This window comes from Exiguobacterium sp. UBA5002, from assembly GCF_002396765.1.
In the GTDB taxonomy this organism is placed as follows: Bacteria; Bacillota; Bacilli; order Exiguobacteriales; family Exiguobacteriaceae; genus Exiguobacterium_A.
In genome coordinates this window covers 43935-60309 of sequence record NZ_DGYQ01000038.1, presented here as the reverse complement: position 1 = coordinate 60309, position 16375 = coordinate 43935, and the positions used below count along the sequence as shown (strand labels likewise).

Genomic DNA, 16375 nt, shown 5'->3' with positions numbered 1-16375 from the left:
TGAAGTTCTTGATTCCACTCATGAATTCGTCGGTTGTTTCTTCAATACGGTCCGTAAAATCTTTCCGGTCGTATTACGAGGTAATTGATCGATGAACTCAATCTGTGTCGGACATTTATATTTTGCGAGTGATGTAGCACAGAACGCCTGTGTTTCCTCTTTTGTCATCATCTCACGGGCAACGACAAATGCTTTGACAGCCTCGCCCATCTCCTCGTCCGGTATGCCGATGACGGCTGCTTCGATGACATTTGGATGTTGATAAAGCACTTCTTCGACCTCACGTGGATAGACGTTGTAACCACCGACGATGATCATGTCCTTTTTGCGATCAACGATATAGAAGTATCCATCCTCATCTCGACGAGCTAAATCACCCGTAAACAGCCAGCCGTCGCGTAACGTCGCTTGCGACTCTTCCGGCATCTTGTAATAACCCGTCATGACGTTCGGTCCACGAACGATCAATTCTCCGACTTGACCATCTGGTAATTCCTGTCCGAGTTCATCGACGACTTTGTTTTCGACATCGACGATCGACGTACCAATCGATCCTGGTTTCTGAATACCATTGACCGGATTGAAACAAGTGACGGGTGATGCTTCCGATAAACCGTATCCTTCGAGGATATGACACTGGAACGTCCGATCAAACGCTTCAAGAAGCGGCACTGGAAGACTCGCTCCCCCTGAGACGAACAAACGTGTTGATTCAAAATAGGTCGCATATTCTGGATGGGCCTTCACGGTTTGAAGTAAGAAATTATACATCGTTGGCACTCCCGCGAAGATTGTCACCTGTTCTTTTTTCGCTAACTCGAACGTCTCCTGTGGTGAGAAACGAGAAGCGATGATGATTGACGCTCCATGTGCGAGTGAAGCATTGACGACGACCGTCAAACAAAAGACATGGAACATCGGTAACACAGCAAGTGTTCGATCGCTACTAGATACATGTAGATAATCTCCAATCGAGCGCGCATTTGATGTCAGATTACGGTGTGACAACATCGCACCTTTTGGTTTTCCTGTCGTTCCACTCGTATAGAGAATGACAGCGATGTCGTCCAGTTCATTCGTCACTTCTGTCAATGGATGTTCGATTTCGAGCCAGCGATCGAGCGTGATGAACGTCACTTGTTGATGTGTTTCGTTTGGTCCTTCTTGATCCGCGTAAGGAACAGAGACAACAATCTTGAGATTCGGTAAATGCACGAGACGATCTTTTGCAGCTTCGACGAGCGGCGCAATGCCTAAAATCCCCTTCACATCACCGTTCATCAGGATATACCCGATCTCATCCGGTGTATATGTAGGGTTGATTGGAATCGCGATTGCCCCTTGTTTCATGATGGCGTAATATGCCACTAGGAATGCTGGGCTATTCCCTAAGATCAGCGCGACATGATCGCCTTTTCGGATTCCGTTCGCTTCAAGCGCACCGGCTGCCCGGTGAAACTTCTCGACGAACTCACGATAGCTGATTTGCGTGTCCTCAAACACATACGCGGTTGAGTCCGGATGTGTTCGAGCGGTTTCTTCGACGGATTGAATCAATCCAAGCATGAGCAAAATTCCCCTTTCGAATGAATGACTATTCATTTTTTGCGTAAAAAAATCCATACGTAGTCAAAAGCGACCGTATGGATAGTGTAACACTTTTTGGAAACGTTTTCACCGAGTTTCTTTTTAACCGTTGACGATGACGCCACCGTTTAAATGAAGAACTTGTCCTGTCATATAACTTGAATCATTACACGCTAAGAAGACATATGCCGATGCCATTTCAGCTGGCTGTCCCGGACGATCCATCGGTGTATTCTTCCCGAATGTCTTGACCGATTCATGTGGGAACGTTTCTGTGATGAGCGGCGTCCAGATTGGGCCTGGTGCGACGGCATTAACACGAATTCCTTCTTTCGCTAAGTTCATTGAAAGACTCCGCGTGAAGCTGACGATGGCTCCCTTCGTCGCAGAATAGTCAATTAAAAGCGCGTTCCCTTCGTATGCCGTCGACGATGTCGTATTGATGATGGCAGAACCGAGTGAAAGGTACGGTAGCGCAGCACGTGCAAGACGCATCATTCCGAAGATATTCGTCTTGAACGTCTTTTCCATCGACTCGTCTGTGATGTCCTTCAGACTATCTTCAGGTTTTTGCATGCTCGCATTATTGACGACGATATCTAAGCGACCAAAACGATCGATTGTTTTTTGGACGAGTGTTTCACAGTACTCCGCATCTCCGATATCCCCTTGAGAGAGCAGGACTTCGCCTCCTAGTTCCTCGAGACGTGCTTTTGTTTCTTCCGCGCCCTCTTGATCACCGTAGAAAGCGATGACGACTTTTGCACCTTCCCGGACATAAGCAATCGAGACAGCGCGTCCAATCCCAGAGTTTCCGCCTGTGACGATTGCTACTTTTCCTTCCAGTTTACCTGCTGCCTTATAATCATCACGCTCATAATATGGTAACGGTTGTTGATCCTCCGTTTTTGGTAACCCTTCTGAAATCCGTTCAAAATCAATAAAGTCCGTCAACGAACCTTCTAAAAAATTATCTTTATTATAGCCCATGAAAAAAACTCCCCCTATGCAGTTGATAGAAAGAGTTTTCCCATAAAGACTTACGCTAAAACGTCTAGGACCTCATCAAGTTCGACAGCCCCGAAATATTTTTTCAATTCATAGCGACCGAGCACTTCGCGAAGAGACGCACGGTCATAACGTGAACCTTCGAGCGCCCGTGCGATTTCTTCCGCATCTTCGACACCAAAGAAGTCGCCGTAGATCTTCGCTTCTTCAATGATGCCTTTTTTAACGTTTAATCGGAAATCAATCGTCCCGATCGGGAATCGTTTTTTATGGATGACATCGAATTTCGGCGATTTTCCGAAATTCCACTCCCAGTTGCCATAACGTTCTGCCGAGATGGCACGTACTTTATCCCAGTCCTCTTCTGTCAAAATATACCGTTCAATCTCTTTCCCTTCATAGATCGAAGCAAGGAGATGATCGACGAATTGTTCCATCGTCAATGGTTCTGACAGAAATTCCGAAATATTCGCGACACGGCTCCGGACTGATTTAATGCCTTTAGAGCGCATCTTCTCTTCACTGACGACAAGCGCATTGACGACTTCTTCAATGTTTGAATCGAGCATCAGTGTCCCGTGACTAAACATCCGCCCTTTAGTCGTGAACTGGGCATTCCCACTGATTTTCCGGCTTCCGACATGAATATCGTTTCGTCCGGATAACTCCGCTTCGACACCGAGTTTATGCAGCGCTTGTACAACCGGCTCCGTGAACTTTTTATAGTTGTTAAACGAATCTCCGTCATCTTTCGTCAAGAAACTGAAGTTCAAGTTTCCTTCGTCATGATACACAGCGCCACCACCGGAAAGACGACGGACGACGTGGATGCCGTTTTCCTCAACATACTTCAGATTGACTTCTTCGTTCGTGTTCTGGTTTTTTCCGACGATGATCGACGGACCGTTGATATAAAACAAGAAATAGTCTTCTTCATTGACGTTCAGGTTGTTCAAGATGAATTCTTCAACAGCGAGATTGATTCGCGCATCGCGAATCTCAGGATGGAAGATGAATTTCATAAGGGTTTCGTGCTCCTTTGTGATGGAATCATAATTGATCAGTTACAGCCGTCAACACCACATGCGTCACCTTCAGCGATGACTTCAAGTGTTTGTTCTTGGCGAATTTTCGCGAAGACTTGTTCGAATGCCTCTACTGGTTGTGCGCCTGAAATGGCATATTTCCGGTCGAAGACGAAGAACGGTACACCACGAACACCGAGTTGTTGCGCCATTGCTTCTTCTTCTCGAACATCTGTCGCCAGTTCTTCTGAAGCGAGAAACGCTGTGACGTCTGCTTCAGCAAGTCCAGCATCTACTGCAATCCGTGTCAGAATGGTTGGGTCATTTAAATCTTCTCCATTCATGAAATACGCTGTGAACAAGGCTTCTGATACTGCATTCATCTTACCATGTTTTTTAGCGAATTGAGTCAGGCGATGAGCCTCGAATGTATTGGCTGGGATGACACGATCCATCTCATAGTGCAAGCCTTCCTGACGTGCCGTATCAACGACACCTTGCGACATATTCCGTGCTTGCTCGAGAGTCGTTCCATATTTTGAAGCAAGAATTTCGTATAATCCTTGCGTTGGTACTGCTGGTGCATCTGGATCGAGTTCAAAGCTTTTAAATTCGACCTCGACATCCAACTTTTCATTCGCAATCGCTTGTTCTAGGCGACGCTTCCCAATATAACAAAACGGACATGCATAATCCGACCATACTTCTACTTTCATCTGTGTTCTCTCCTTTTTGTGCGATATCATACTTTAAGCATAGTCGCCTCTAGGCAGAGTTGCAATCTTTCCGCCCAAGACCTCCTTGACTTCATACAAAAAAGAACCAAGACATTGCATCTTGGTTCTTTACCATTTTAAAACTTATTCTGTCACGAGTGCATGCGCTGCATCTTCGATTTCGATATCGAGTTCTTTCGTGTAAGCAGCTGTTTGTTCTGCAGTCCAGTTCAAGACAGATTTCATCTCTTTGATGACCGCGTCTTTGTGAGTACGAGCCCACGCGATGTCGAAGAAGACAGCGCCTGTACGACGGATGAAGAAGTCGATCGGACGAGCGACCATTTCATGTTCGATGCTGTAGTGGAGTTGTGCATAGACAGAACGTGGAAGAGCTGTCGTTGCCGCATCGTATGCTGCTGCATATTCAAGTACTTTCGGTAAGTTCGAACCGTAGCGTTTTGCAAGGAATTGAACTTCTTCTGTCGTTAGACCATTCGTTGCTGTTTGAGCTTTAAGGAATTCAGCAAATCCTTTTGCTCCGCCGACGTGTCCACCAGACATTGGCATGTTTTTCGTCGAACAACGTGCGTATGCGACGTTTTCTTCTTTTTTCAAAAGTTTAGCGACGAGATCAACGACGTGCTCGCCCATTTTACGGTATCCAGTCAATTTCCCACCAGCAATCGTGATGAGACCTGACTCAGATTGCCAAACTTCATCTTTACGAGAAATTTCAGAAGGATCTTTTCCTTCTTCATAAATCAATGGACGTACACCAGCCCAGCTTGATTCTACGTCTTCTGCTGTCACTTTAACCTCTGGGAACATATAGTGAATCGCGTCTAGGACGTAGTCTTGGTCTTCGACTGTGAACTTCGGATGTGCTGTATCTTTATCGAAGAACGTATCTGTCGTACCCACGTATGCTTTTCCATCACGTGGAATCGCGAAGATCATCCGACCGTCTGGTGTATCGAAGTAGACCGCTTGTTTGAGTGGGAATTTCGATTGATCGATGACGACGTGGACACCTTTTGTCAAACGAAGTTGTTTCCCGACTTTAGAGCCATCTTTTTCACGTAATTCATCGACCCATGGACCTGTCGCGTTGACGACTTTTTTCGCACGGATTTCATGCACGTCACCTGTCAAAAGATCCGTCACACGCATTCCGACGACTTTCCCAGCATCATAGATGATTTCTTCTGCTTTTGTATAGTTGACGACACGTGCACCGTGTTCAACCGCTTCTTTCATGACTTCGATCGTAAGACGAGCGTCATCCGTACGGTACTCGACGTAGTATCCGCCACCTTTAAGACCTTGTTGTTTGACGAGTGGTTCTTTTGCCAATGTTTCTTTCGCAGATAACATCGAACGCCACTCAGAACGTTTAACACCTGCTAAGAAGTCATAGACACGAAGACCGATCGACGTACTGAATGGTCCGAACGTACCGCCTTTATGCATCGGAAGCAACATCCACTCTGGTGTCGTGACATGTGGTCCGTTTTCGTAAACGATCGCACGTTCTTTACCGACTTCCGCGACCATTTGAACTTCGAATTGTTTTAAATAACGTAGACCACCATGGACTAATTTCGTTGAACGACTAGACGTACCGGACGCGAAATCCTGCATTTCGACGAGGCCAATCTTCATACCGCGTGACGCCGCATCGAGGGCGATCCCCGCACCTGTGATACCGCCACCTACGACGAGTAGATCGAGTTCTTCACGTGTTAATCGATTGTAGACATCTGCACGGTTTTTGCTTGAGAATGGTTGGTTAGCCATGAATAGTTCCTCCTGTTTAGGTTCGAAAAAAAAGAGACCACAACAAACACGCTGACTATGTCAACTGCTGCTGTGGTCTCTCCATATTCTCCGACCGATTTATTAACTTGACCTTACTATAACATATCTCACATCATTTGAACAACATCGTAGCTTGAACAGCTTTTTGCCATCCACCATAGAGCGCATCCGTCTCTTCTTTCGCCATGCTTGGCTCGAAGCGACGTTCTTTTTTCCATTGCGTCGCGATCTGTTCACGGTTCTCAAAGAATCCGACAGCAAGACCTGCAAGGTACGCTGCGCCTAACGCCGTCGTTTCATTGATTTCCGGACGCTCAACTGGTGCTTGAATGATATCACCTTGGAACTGCATCAAGAAATCGTTCTTAACCGCTCCACCGTCAACGCGAAGTGTTTTCATCTCAATCCCTGAATCTTGCTCCATCGCCGATAAGACGTCACGTGTCTGATAAGCGAGTGATTCAAGTGTCGCGCGGATGAAATGTTCTTTTTCCGTACCACGTGTCAAACCGAAGACGGCACCACGAACGTCTGAATCCCAGTAAGGTGTACCGAGACCAACGAATGCTGGTACAACGTAGACACCGTCTGAAGACGTGACGCGTGTTGCGTATCCTTCTGATTCTTTGGCATCATCAATGAGACGTAAGCCGTCACGTAACCATTGAATCGCAGATCCTGCGACGAAGATACTTCCTTCTAAAGCATACTCCACTTTTCCATCGACGCCCCACGCGATCGTCGTCAGCAATCCGTGATCTGATTTCACAGCCTCTTCCCCTGTGTTCATCAACATGAAGCAGCCTGTACCGTATGTGTTCTTCGCCATTCCTGTATCAAAACACGCTTGACCAAACAATGCGGCTTGCTGATCGCCCGCTGCTCCAGCAATCGGAACTGATTCTCCGAAGAAGTGATACCCTGCTGTCTCTGCGTACACTTCAGAAGATGGTCGTACTTCTGGAAGCATCGCTTTCGGGACATCTAAGATGCCGAGTAACTCGTCATCCCATTTTAATTCATGAATGTTATACATCAACGTACGACTTGCATTCGAATAGTCGGTCACATGTGCTTTTCCGCCGGATAATTTCCAGATGAGCCACGTATCGATCGTACCGAACAATAGTTCACCACGTTCAGCACGTTCCCGTGCTCCTTCGACATGATCTAAAATCCATTTGACTTTCGTACCAGAGAAATAAGCGTCAATCAATAGACCTGTCTTCTCACGGAAGAGCTCGGCATGACCGGCTGCTCGAAGCGCTTCACAGATTTCAGCCGTTTGTCTCGATTGCCACACGACTGCATTGTGAATCGGTTTCCCTGTTTCTTTTTCCCAGACGACAGCTGTTTCACGTTGGTTCGTGATTCCAATACCAGCAATCTGCGATGGCTTTACGTTCGCCTCCGTCAGACAAGTCGCCACGACAGCAAGGACACTTCCCCAAATCTCGTTTGCGTTGTGTTCGACCCAACCTGGTTTCGGAAAATACTGCGTGAATTCCTGTTGTGCTGAATGGACGATCTCGCCGGCACGATTAAACAGGATCGCACGTGTACTCGTCGTTCCCTGATCCAATGACAAAATGTAGTTCTCCATCTCTTCCCCATCCTTTTGTATCTAAATAAGTTAAGCTGACTTTGACTCCACTGACGTTGTTTTGTTCGGACGAACACCGAATCTATAGCATAAGCCTAATATGACGATTGTCACAAGTCCTACAACCCAAAAAGCCGGTGTATCTTTTCCTGTGAAGACCGAACGATAAAACAATCCGCCAAGACTTCCACCGAGAACTGGTCCGAGAACCGGAATCCATGAGTATCCCCAGTTCGAAGATCCTTTTCCATGAATCGGTAAGATGAAGTGAGCGATACGTGGACCAAGGTCCCGCGCCGGATTCATCGCATATCCTGTCGTGCCTCCGAATGACATACCGAGGCTGACGATCAAGAAACCGACGATCAATGGATTTAAACCATCTGAGAACTTATTCGCTCCGATCGATAACAACCCGATGACAAGTAAGAATGTCGCAATCATTTCACTCATTAGATTGGCAAATGTATGTGGAATCGCTGGTGACGTCGCAAAGACGCCGAGTTTCGTTGCTGGGTCTTTCGTCTCCGCCCAGTGTGGTAAGTAATGAACGAAAACAAGACTTGCACCAAGTATCCCGCCGGCAATTTGAGCGACGATATAGCCTGGTACGTCCGCCCATGCAAATGAACCGTCAAAGGCTAAACCAAGCGTTACTGCTGGATTAAGGTGTGCTCCACTGAATTGACCGACGGCATACGCTGCAATCGCCACAGCAAAACCCCAGGCAAACGTGATGACGATCCAGCCTGCATCCTTCGCAAACGATTTCGTCAAACTAACGCCTGCACCAACACCGTTTCCAAGCGCGACAAGCAAGGCTGTACCTAAAAATTCCGCTAGTAAGGGTGACATGTGTATTCCTCCTTTTTGTTATGTGAAAAAAGCAACATAAAAAGGAGATCCACGTCAGTTCATGCTTGAATTTTCTTCAAGCAGGACTCACACGTGAATCTCCCTTTTCTCCGTCACTTTGTATCAACTTGATATCACTATAACAACCAGTGAAAACGCTGTCAAATAATCCGAATGATTTTCCTCACACCCCGATTAGGAGCGTGGTTCAAAATGACGCCACAAATCCTTATTCGATGTCGTGATACTTGAGGCACCTGCTTCAATCGCTTGTTCCACTTCCTCGACCGTATCGATGAGTCCTCCTGCAAAAATGAGACGTCCCGTCTTTTCTTTCACTTCTTGAATGTACTTTGGCATTAACCCTGGTAACACTTCGATGTAATCAGGTTGCGTCCGTTCCATAAGTTGATAACTCTTTTCAAGTGAACTCGAATCGAGTAAGAACATGCGTTGCATCGTCTTGACCTTTTTTTGACGTGCTTTCAAGATGACGCTTGCCTTCGTCGAAATGACACCATACGGTTTCAATTCTTGGCAGACGTATTCCGTTGCGTATTCATCATTTTTTAATCCTTGAACGAGATCCATGTGCAAAAACATTTTTTTGTCGTAACGATGCGCCATCTCGTAGACTGCTTTTAAACGCGATACGTGCATTTCGAGTAAGACCCCATATTCATATGGACTCTTCAGCATCTTTTCAAAGTCTTCTAATTTTCTAACGGAAGGCAGGATCTTCTGTCCAAAATATGTCATACGTTCTCCCCCTGATTCGTAATGTGTCCTAAGTATGTCGTGAAACATAAGGAATAGGCAATGCTCTTTTCATGAAAATAAGTGAAAAGAGCGCTACGATTAGGGTATAGCTTAACGAAACGATTTCTTTTCAGGAGGTGAACGCGCAGTCCTACCGTCTGTGCACGTCAATGAGTCAGCAAAAACGGATTGTCATCTATTTATTTTCTATTTTAATTAACGCCTTAGGAAACAGCTTCATGGTGACCGCCTCGATCGGGAGTGCACCTTGGACTTCAGCGAGTGAAGCCGTCGCGGCAATCTCACCGTTAACCGTTGGACTAGCGATCATCGTCCTACATGTACTCGCCTTGATTGCAACACTCTTTCTCGGAAGCCGCTTCAGTTGGTGGACGATCGTCCTTAGTTTTGCACTCGTCGTCCTTTTCGGCGCCGCGATTGATTTCTTCTTATCGATCCATCAATTGATTTATACACCACAAGGATTGTGGATGCGCGCCGTGTACATGTTGATCGGCATGCCGTTGATTTCACTTGGACTCGCCCTCTATCTCCAAATCGGATTCGTATTGATGCCACCGGATTACTTGATGAAGTCACTCATCAGTCGTTTTAAAAGTACATCGCTCGGAGCAACGATCAGCCTCGGCATTCCTTTTGTGATTGCTTGCCTCTTTTCACTAATTGAACGCGAACTGATCGGCATCGGAGTCGGAACTTTCATTTTCCTCTTATTGAACGGTCCACTAATCGAATGGTTCCAGCAATTGTTCCCGATTACAGCACGTCCGCCTAAACGAACAAGTTCTTGAATACTGAAAAAGAGCTTCTGCTGATAGACGAATTTATCTATCAGCAGGAGCTCTTTCATTTACGTATATGATTTTCTTTGGAAGACAAGAATCGATGCACCTAACAAGACGATGATGTGTGCCAATACGAACAAGACGGAGAATGTCAAAGATGTTCTCATCGCTTCACTCGTACCATAGGTCATAGAATCCTTGAAATACATTGACCAGTCTAAATGCATGAATATGATCCACTTAGCGATTGCTGGCTTGAAGCCAATCAGTAAGTTACCCGCAATGCTCGTAAAGAACTGAGCCAGTACGGTGAAGCCGATGATCATTCCGACAGAACGGAATAACAATGAGAAGAATAACGTCATGAATATCGTAAAGATCGGACTGACAACTTCGACGATCGTATCTCGGAACAGAATTGGATCTCCTGCTTCTGAAAACGCAAATGAGCCTGCGTAGACGATCGCAGCGATGAACACGAATTGAAATAACATGATCAAAATCGAGAAGATCAATTTCGAGAAGTAAATCGTCATTCTGGAATACGGACTCATTAATAAGTGTTTCATCGTGTCATAACGTACTTCATTCCCGATGGCTTCTGCCGTGAAGACGATCGTGATGATACCTAACAAGGAAGTCAACAACAGGAATGTTAATGAATAATAATCATAACGTGTGAACTCAAAATCATTCGTCTTTGCAATGATGATAATACCAACTGCAATAACGACATATAGCGCTAAGACGATCTTCGCTTTTTTAGTCGTCCACCATTTCATCCATTCATTTTGTATGAGCGAAAACATGTGAATCCCCCTCTTTTTTCGTTACTTGCAGGAATTGTTCCTCGAGCGTCAAGCGTTTGACGGTCAATTCATGTAAATCGGCAATCGGTACGACGAGTCGCGCGATAGCTGGACACTCATTTTCCGGTGCGGTGATAATGATTTTATTCTCGAGTACTTCTGATGGGTAGTTTGCGACGCGAAGGGCATCGAGTACATCTGTCATTGCTTCTGCATTAACACGAAGAGCGATTTTCGCTCCGGTTTCATTACGAACGGACTCGACCGACTTGATGACACCCTGATCGATGATCGCGTAACGATCACTGATTTGTTCCATCTCACTCAACATATGGCTTGAAATTAAAATCGCGATATCTTGCTCACGCGCCATTTGACGTAAATATTCACGAAGCTCCGCAATCCCGGATGGGTCCAGACCATTCGTCGGTTCATCTAAGATCAAGACGCGCGGGTTATGTAGCAAGGCACGAGCAATTCCGAGTCGTTGCTTCATTCCGAGTGAGTACTCTCCGACTTTTTTTGAAAGCTTTCCTTCAAGACCAACGAGTCGTGCTAGTGCATCATAATCAACTTGGCCGAGTCCTGGAATCAGGTTTTTTGCATGAACCAAGTTTTGTTTTCCTGTCAGATAAGGATAAAACGCTGGGTTCTCAACGATTGCTCCGATTTGCGTCAACGCTTTCGAACGCTCTTCTACGACATCAAATCCATTGACCGTGACTTTCCCTGCATCCTGCTCGAGTAGTCCCGTGATGATGCGAATCGTCGTCGTTTTCCCTGCTCCGTTCGGTCCGAGGAAGCCGAACACTTCTCCTGGCGATACCTCAAAACTGACGTCTTTTAAAATTTGCTCTTTCCCGAGACGCTTTGAGATATTTTCAATCTTTAACATCTGCTCTTCCTCCTCATTCATATTTTGTCTATGCTATTAGTGTACGTGATTTTAAAGGAAAAGTTCCATTCCTTACAAATATGTAATCCGATTCCAAATGAAACTCCTCAATACGATTAGTTCCGTGCGAAAAATAACTAAAGAATGGAGCCGCTAGATGATTATTTTTAAAGAAGTGACACGCGAACATTTTCCGATCATTCAATCGTTGTATGCGAGCGTTCCTGAATATGCGCTCTTAGAAGAACGAGTGCTTCCACTCTCTGATTCGACCTTACAGGAAGAGTATTTAAATCCAGATACCGTATCGCTGATTGGGTATGTGGACGGAGAACCTGTCTTACTGATTGACTACCTACCGAAGCACCCGAAAGACGGTACACCTTGGATCGGTCTATTCTTATTGGATGCTTCTCAGCACGGAACGGGAACTAGCAGTCGGTTACTATCCGCATTTTGTGATCAATTCCTAAGTCAGGAATCTTACATTCATCTCGCAGTCTTACCTGATAATTTAAGGGCCCTACGCTTTTGGGAAAAACACGATTTCCACTACGTGCGAACGAGTCTCTCGAATCGTGAACAACTCGTAGACGTCTACGTGTATGATGTAAGTAAAAACAAATGAAAACGCATGAATGGAGTATCACACAATGTCCAGACCCTCACTTCGCTTTGATGTTTTATTGGCAGGATTGATTTCCCTGCTATTTTTTAGCATGACGCTCGGATTAACTTTCTTCATTAGTCAACATGCAACAAACCGACTCCAATCGGAAGTCGGGATGAATCTGTCAACGACCGCTCACCAACTATCTGATAAGCTTGATCATTACATGTGGTCACGTTATGCCGAAGTAAAATTGCTAGGTTCCTTATCAACAATCCAACAAACAGAACAAAAAGCAGAAACACGGCAGACACTCGAAGAGTTACAACGACAGATTCCTGACTTTTCTTGGATTGGTCGCTTAGATGCGGAAGGTAAAGTCGTTGCGTCAACGAACCAGATTCTTGAAGGAACGTCGATCAAGGAACGCCCTGTCTTCCAACAAGCCTTATCACAACCATTCATCGGGGATGTCCATGAAGCTGTCCTACTCGCAAAATTATTGCCGAACCCAAGCGGTGAGCCACTCCAATTCGTCGATATTAGTACACCTTTATATGATCAGGGTCGATTTTCTGGTGTCCTCGCAACACATCTCAGTTTCGAATGGGCAAAAGCGATTGAACAAAGCTTTCAGAGTGCTACTTCCTCTCTCCAACAAGTCGATGTGTTCATCATTAGTCAAGATCGAAAGACGATTTTGCTTGGACCAAACGGATGGAGCGGTAAAACATTACCCGATAGCGTAACGCTGATGTCGAATGCTTCTGCGACCGCTTCCTGGCAAGGGAAAGAATTCGTCTCTAGTCAAAGTACGAGTCGCGGTTATAAGGACTACGACGGACTCGGGTGGACGGTTCTCGTGCGTCAACCGACTTCGATTGCCTTCGCTGATGCCGACGCTTTACGTCAAACGATTTTTATCGCTGGGTTAATTGCCTCTCTCATTACAGCTCTGCTTGGGTGGATGTTAGCGAAACTGCTGACTCGACCACTCTTAAAAATCACGCATGCCGCACAACAAATGCAAGGTGATCCTTCAAAATCACTTCCGAACCATCGTGGAATCCGAGAAATCGAGACATTGACAGATGCCCTACAGCAACTGATTCGTCGATTGCTGCATACCGAAAAAGAAAAACTGACGTTTGAACGATTATCGCAACGTGACAGTCTCACGGGTCTTGCGAATCGAAATGGTCTTGCTCAATACATCGAACAATTACCTATAGGAACGCATTCCATCTACCTTTGTCTCGATTTAGACGGTTTTAAAGCAGTTAACGACACATATGGGCACGCACTTGGTGATCTCCTCCTGATCGAGGTCGGTCAACGTCTCAAACAGTTACTTCCACCTGGTGGCTTCGTCGCTCGTCTTGGTGGCGATGAGTTCATCATCGTCTTAACGAATCAGTCTGTAGTAGAAGCACAACACTTAGGTGAACAATGGATTGCCCATGTCTCGATGCCTTATCATTTAGAAGAACAGACCGTCCATATCGGAATGAGCATCGGACTCGCTGAACAGATAGCAGGTGAATCGCTCGAGCAAGTCATGCACCATGCGGATTTAGCGCTCTATCGTTCGAAGCAAGATGGTAAAGGATGTATTTCCGTTCATTGACCTTTTGGAACGGAGGATTGACAAGCGCGTTTCTCCTCCGTAAGGTGAACGAGAAGCGTATAAATTTTCAACAAGGAGCTGTCAGCATGAATCAATGGACACGTGAAGCACGATATCGTCCCCTCTCGGATGTCGATCCGACCGTATACCAAGCGATGAAGGAAGAAGTAAGAACATCTCCTTGGCGATTTTCTTACCATATCCAACCTCCAACCGGACTTTTGAATGATCCGAACGGCTTTGTCTACCACGACGGTCTTTATCATTTATTTTATCAATGGTTCCCACTCGGTCCTGTTCATGGTCTAAAGTACTGGTATCACATGACATCAAAAGACCTCGTACATTGGTTCGATGAAGGGGCCGCCTTGATTCCAAATGACGATCCTGATTCGCACGGCGCTTATTCCGGTAGTGGCTTCATCAAAGATGATCAAGTGCACATCATGTACACCGGTAACAAACGGGACGCAGAGTGGAATCGCCATACGAGTCAAATCGTTGGGCACCTTCGTTCGGATGGACGGATTGAAAAACACTTACCACCTGCTATTCCAACCGTTCCTGAAGGCTATACAGAACATTTTCGTGATCCGAAAGTCTTTCAAGATGCATCGGGCATCTGGTACTGCATACTTGGAGCACAGCGCACTGACTTGACAGGTTGTACTGTCATTTATCAGTCTCAAGATGCAGAGCACTGGACGTTGGTCGGTGAGTTACGGACGAACTACCCGACATTCGGTTATATGTGGGAATGTCCTGATTATTTCGAGCTTAATGGAAAAGGCGTCTTTCTCTTTAGTCCTCAAGGGATTGAGCCAGATGGTACGAACTATCAAAATATTTTCCAGTCCGGTTACTTCATCGGGGAACCGTTAGCTTTACCCAACTTAACATTCACACATGAACCTTTCCAAGAACTCGATTTCGGATTCGACTTCTATGCGCCACAAACAACTGAGGCGGCAGATGGTCGACGGATTCTTGTTGGTTGGATGGGTTTACCGGACATTAGTTATCCTTCTGACATTTATAACTGGGCACATGCTTTGACATTGCCGCGTGAATTAACGATCGAACAGGGACAACTTCGTCAACGACCTGTCCATGAACTGACACAGCTACGAAAAGAAACCTTATTTGACGAAACGATTCTTTTCGAGCAAGATGTGACGGTTGCGGAAGCCGAGATTTTCGAACTCGTGATGACAGACTTGAAGCTGTCGTCGGATTCGTTCCGCTTCTCAATTCGTCAAGACGCTACAGAAGAAACCCTATTTAAATATGATGTCGTTTCGCGTCAATTTACGATTGACCGGAGTCGTTCGGGTGTGGAGGTTCCTGCTGAATCATTTGGTACATCACGATCGACTGTCCTTTCGAAAGACTTGCAGACATTACGTTTGTTTGTGGACCGGTCCTCGTTCGAACTTTTCCTCAATGATGGAGAAGCCGTCGCAAGCGGACGTATTTTCCCAAAAGCAACGAGTCGAGGTATCGGATTCTCTGGTGAGGCGACTGCCCACCTCTCTATTTATGATTTATCTTAAATAGCAAAAAGCATTTTCCTGAATAGAATCAGGAAAATGCTTTTTTACTTCACTGCTTCAATCGTGATTCCTTTTCTAAATCGAAGGCGAGAATATGTTGCTCTCCGATTGGACCCATGACCGATTGTAACGTATCGACATATCCCGTCTTGAAATACAGTGATTTTGCAGCAATATTCTTTTTATTGACTGCTAGTGTGATCGCTGTGACTTCTGGAAAATGATGATGCACGAACTCTGGCAACTGCATCATTGCCTCTTTCGCATATCCTTGATGTTGATGCCGTTCATCAATCGAAAAGGCACGTAACAGGACACTTTGTTCATCCGTCCGGTGTGTTTTAGGGGGATTGAGATGGAGAATAAAAAATCCGACGACGAGCTCGTCTTTTTTAATAACAACCGGAAACTTATCGGGATGTGCAACCGCATCCGTAACGACATCCGTTGGAAAAGAAGTAAACTGAACTTGTTCTTCCGGAAGAATGAACGCCTCACATTGTTCATAATGTTCATTTGTATACATGTGTAATTTCACTACAGACATTCTCATTCCGCCTTCCCTCTTTGTACAGGACAAGAGAGCACTCTCTTACATCTATTCCCATTTTAATATTTTTGAGTCCATTTGCCTAGTCTTTTAAAGGCACTCCTCTTACATTGCTTCCAATAGTCTTTTGTCTCTTTATTCCACGGTTCGT

General features: G+C 45.6%; 15 protein-coding genes. 4 read left to right on the top strand and 11 right to left on the bottom strand.

Annotation, left to right across the window (positions count from 1 at the left end):
• Positions 1 to 18: 18 nt before the first annotated feature.
• The 8 genes from B4C70_RS12035 to B4C70_RS12000 all read right to left on the bottom strand — a co-directional run bounded on the left by B4C70_RS12035 (position 19) and on the right by B4C70_RS12000 (position 9374).
• Positions 19 to 1566, bottom strand: a complete 1548-nt coding sequence (locus B4C70_RS12035) for a fatty acid--CoA ligase family protein (protein WP_290779716.1) — start codon at positions 1564 to 1566, stop codon at positions 19 to 21.
• Between the two features lie 123 nt (positions 1567 to 1689).
• Positions 1690 to 2577: an SDR family oxidoreductase gene (locus tag B4C70_RS12030; RefSeq protein WP_214728718.1), complete on the bottom strand. Its 888-nt coding sequence runs from the start codon at positions 2575 to 2577 to the stop codon at positions 1690 to 1692.
• Positions 2578 to 2627: 50 nt separating this feature from the next.
• The gene (locus B4C70_RS12025; protein ID WP_023467375.1) at positions 2628 to 3617 is read right to left on the bottom strand and encodes a lipoate--protein ligase; all 990 of its coding nucleotides are present in this window, start codon (positions 3615 to 3617) and stop codon (positions 2628 to 2630) included.
• Positions 3618 to 3655: 38 nt separating this feature from the next.
• On the bottom strand, positions 3656 to 4336 hold the full coding sequence (locus tag B4C70_RS12020) for a DsbA family oxidoreductase (protein WP_029340957.1): 681 nt from the start codon (positions 4334 to 4336) through the stop codon (positions 3656 to 3658).
• A 144-nt stretch (positions 4337 to 4480) separates the two neighbouring features.
• On the bottom strand, positions 4481 to 6136 hold the full coding sequence (locus B4C70_RS12015) for a glycerol-3-phosphate dehydrogenase/oxidase (protein ID WP_029340956.1): 1656 nt from the start codon (positions 6134 to 6136) through the stop codon (positions 4481 to 4483).
• A 133-nt stretch (positions 6137 to 6269) separates the two neighbouring features.
• Complete coding sequence (gene glpK / locus B4C70_RS12010) at positions 6270 to 7760, bottom strand: glycerol kinase GlpK (protein ID WP_029340955.1); 1491 nt, start codon at positions 7758 to 7760, stop codon at positions 6270 to 6272.
• A 30-nt stretch (positions 7761 to 7790) separates the two neighbouring features.
• Positions 7791 to 8615, bottom strand: coding sequence for an MIP/aquaporin family protein (locus B4C70_RS12005; protein ID WP_029340954.1), 825 nt, complete (start codon positions 8613 to 8615; stop codon positions 7791 to 7793).
• A 195-nt stretch (positions 8616 to 8810) separates the two neighbouring features.
• Positions 8811 to 9374, bottom strand: a complete 564-nt coding sequence (locus tag B4C70_RS12000; RefSeq protein WP_214728716.1) for a glycerol-3-phosphate responsive antiterminator — start codon at positions 9372 to 9374, stop codon at positions 8811 to 8813.
• A gap of 239 nt (positions 9375 to 9613) precedes the next feature.
• On the opposite strand from B4C70_RS12000, the gene B4C70_RS11995 reads away from it, so the two are divergent.
• Positions 9614 to 10186, top strand: a complete 573-nt coding sequence (locus B4C70_RS11995; protein WP_244989027.1) for a YczE/YyaS/YitT family protein — start codon at positions 9614 to 9616, stop codon at positions 10184 to 10186.
• A gap of 59 nt (positions 10187 to 10245) precedes the next feature.
• Here B4C70_RS11995 and B4C70_RS11990 read toward each other — a convergent pair whose 3' ends face one another.
• Together B4C70_RS11990 and B4C70_RS11985 are read right to left on the bottom strand one after the other, a co-directional pair.
• On the bottom strand, positions 10246 to 10989 hold the full coding sequence (locus B4C70_RS11990; protein ID WP_290779702.1) for an ABC transporter permease: 744 nt from the start codon (positions 10987 to 10989) through the stop codon (positions 10246 to 10248).
• Positions 10967 to 11884, bottom strand: a complete 918-nt coding sequence (locus B4C70_RS11985; RefSeq protein WP_290779699.1) for an ABC transporter ATP-binding protein — start codon at positions 11882 to 11884, stop codon at positions 10967 to 10969. The genes B4C70_RS11990 and B4C70_RS11985 overlap by 23 nt, the downstream gene beginning before the upstream one ends.
• A 157-nt stretch (positions 11885 to 12041) precedes the next feature.
• Here B4C70_RS11985 and B4C70_RS11980 point away from each other — a divergent pair, with 157 nt between their 5' ends.
• The 3 genes from B4C70_RS11980 (at position 12042) to B4C70_RS11970 (ending at position 15674) form a co-directional block, all read left to right on the top strand.
• Complete coding sequence (locus B4C70_RS11980) at positions 12042 to 12512, top strand: GNAT family N-acetyltransferase (protein WP_290779696.1); 471 nt, start codon at positions 12042 to 12044, stop codon at positions 12510 to 12512.
• A gap of 25 nt (positions 12513 to 12537) precedes the next feature.
• Entirely contained in the window at positions 12538 to 14121 is a 1584-nt protein-coding gene (locus B4C70_RS11975) for a sensor domain-containing diguanylate cyclase (RefSeq protein ID WP_290779693.1), read from the top strand.
• Between the two features lie 86 nt (positions 14122 to 14207).
• Positions 14208 to 15674: a glycoside hydrolase family 32 protein gene (locus B4C70_RS11970; protein WP_290779689.1), complete on the top strand. Its 1467-nt coding sequence runs from the start codon at positions 14208 to 14210 to the stop codon at positions 15672 to 15674.
• Between the two features lie 49 nt (positions 15675 to 15723).
• Here the strand turns inward: B4C70_RS11970 and B4C70_RS11965 are convergent, their stop codons facing one another.
• On the bottom strand, positions 15724 to 16227 hold the full coding sequence (locus B4C70_RS11965) for a GNAT family N-acetyltransferase (protein WP_290779686.1): 504 nt from the start codon (positions 16225 to 16227) through the stop codon (positions 15724 to 15726).
• Positions 16228 to 16375 lie beyond the last annotated feature (148 nt).

Bases quoted from the DNA above. Each gene is read 5' to 3' on its own strand.
- B4C70_RS12030 (WP_214728718.1), bottom strand. From the start codon at position 2,577: ATGGGCTATAATAAAGATAATTTTTTAGAAGGTTCGTTGACGGACTTT.
- B4C70_RS11980 (WP_290779696.1), top strand. From the start codon at position 12,042: ATGATTATTTTTAAAGAAGTGACACGCGAACATTTTCCGATCATTCAA.
- B4C70_RS12025 (WP_023467375.1), bottom strand. From the start codon at position 3,617: ATGAAATTCATCTTCCATCCTGAGATTCGCGATGCGCGAATCAATCTC.
- B4C70_RS11970 (WP_290779689.1), top strand. From the start codon at position 14,208: ATGAATCAATGGACACGTGAAGCACGATATCGTCCCCTCTCGGATGTC.
- glpK (WP_029340955.1), bottom strand. From the start codon at position 7,760: ATGGAGAACTACATTTTGTCATTGGATCAGGGAACGACGAGTACACGT.
- B4C70_RS12020 (WP_029340957.1), bottom strand. From the start codon at position 4,336: ATGAAAGTAGAAGTATGGTCGGATTATGCATGTCCGTTTTGTTATATT.
- B4C70_RS12015 (WP_029340956.1), bottom strand. From the start codon at position 6,136: ATGGCTAACCAACCATTCTCAAGCAAAAACCGTGCAGATGTCTACAAT.
- B4C70_RS11995 (WP_244989027.1), top strand. From the start codon at position 9,614: ATGGTGACCGCCTCGATCGGGAGTGCACCTTGGACTTCAGCGAGTGAA.
- B4C70_RS12005 (WP_029340954.1), bottom strand. From the start codon at position 8,615: ATGTCACCCTTACTAGCGGAATTTTTAGGTACAGCCTTGCTTGTCGCG.
- B4C70_RS11965 (WP_290779686.1), bottom strand. From the start codon at position 16,227: ATGAGAATGTCTGTAGTGAAATTACACATGTATACAAATGAACATTAT.
- B4C70_RS12000 (WP_214728716.1), bottom strand. From the start codon at position 9,374: ATGACATATTTTGGACAGAAGATCCTGCCTTCCGTTAGAAAATTAGAA.
- B4C70_RS11990 (WP_290779702.1), bottom strand. From the start codon at position 10,989: ATGTTTTCGCTCATACAAAATGAATGGATGAAATGGTGGACGACTAAA.
- B4C70_RS11975 (WP_290779693.1), top strand. From the start codon at position 12,538: ATGTCCAGACCCTCACTTCGCTTTGATGTTTTATTGGCAGGATTGATT.
- B4C70_RS12035 (WP_290779716.1), bottom strand. From the start codon at position 1,566: ATGCTTGGATTGATTCAATCCGTCGAAGAAACCGCTCGAACACATCCG.
- B4C70_RS11985 (WP_290779699.1), bottom strand. From the start codon at position 11,884: ATGTTAAAGATTGAAAATATCTCAAAGCGTCTCGGGAAAGAGCAAATT.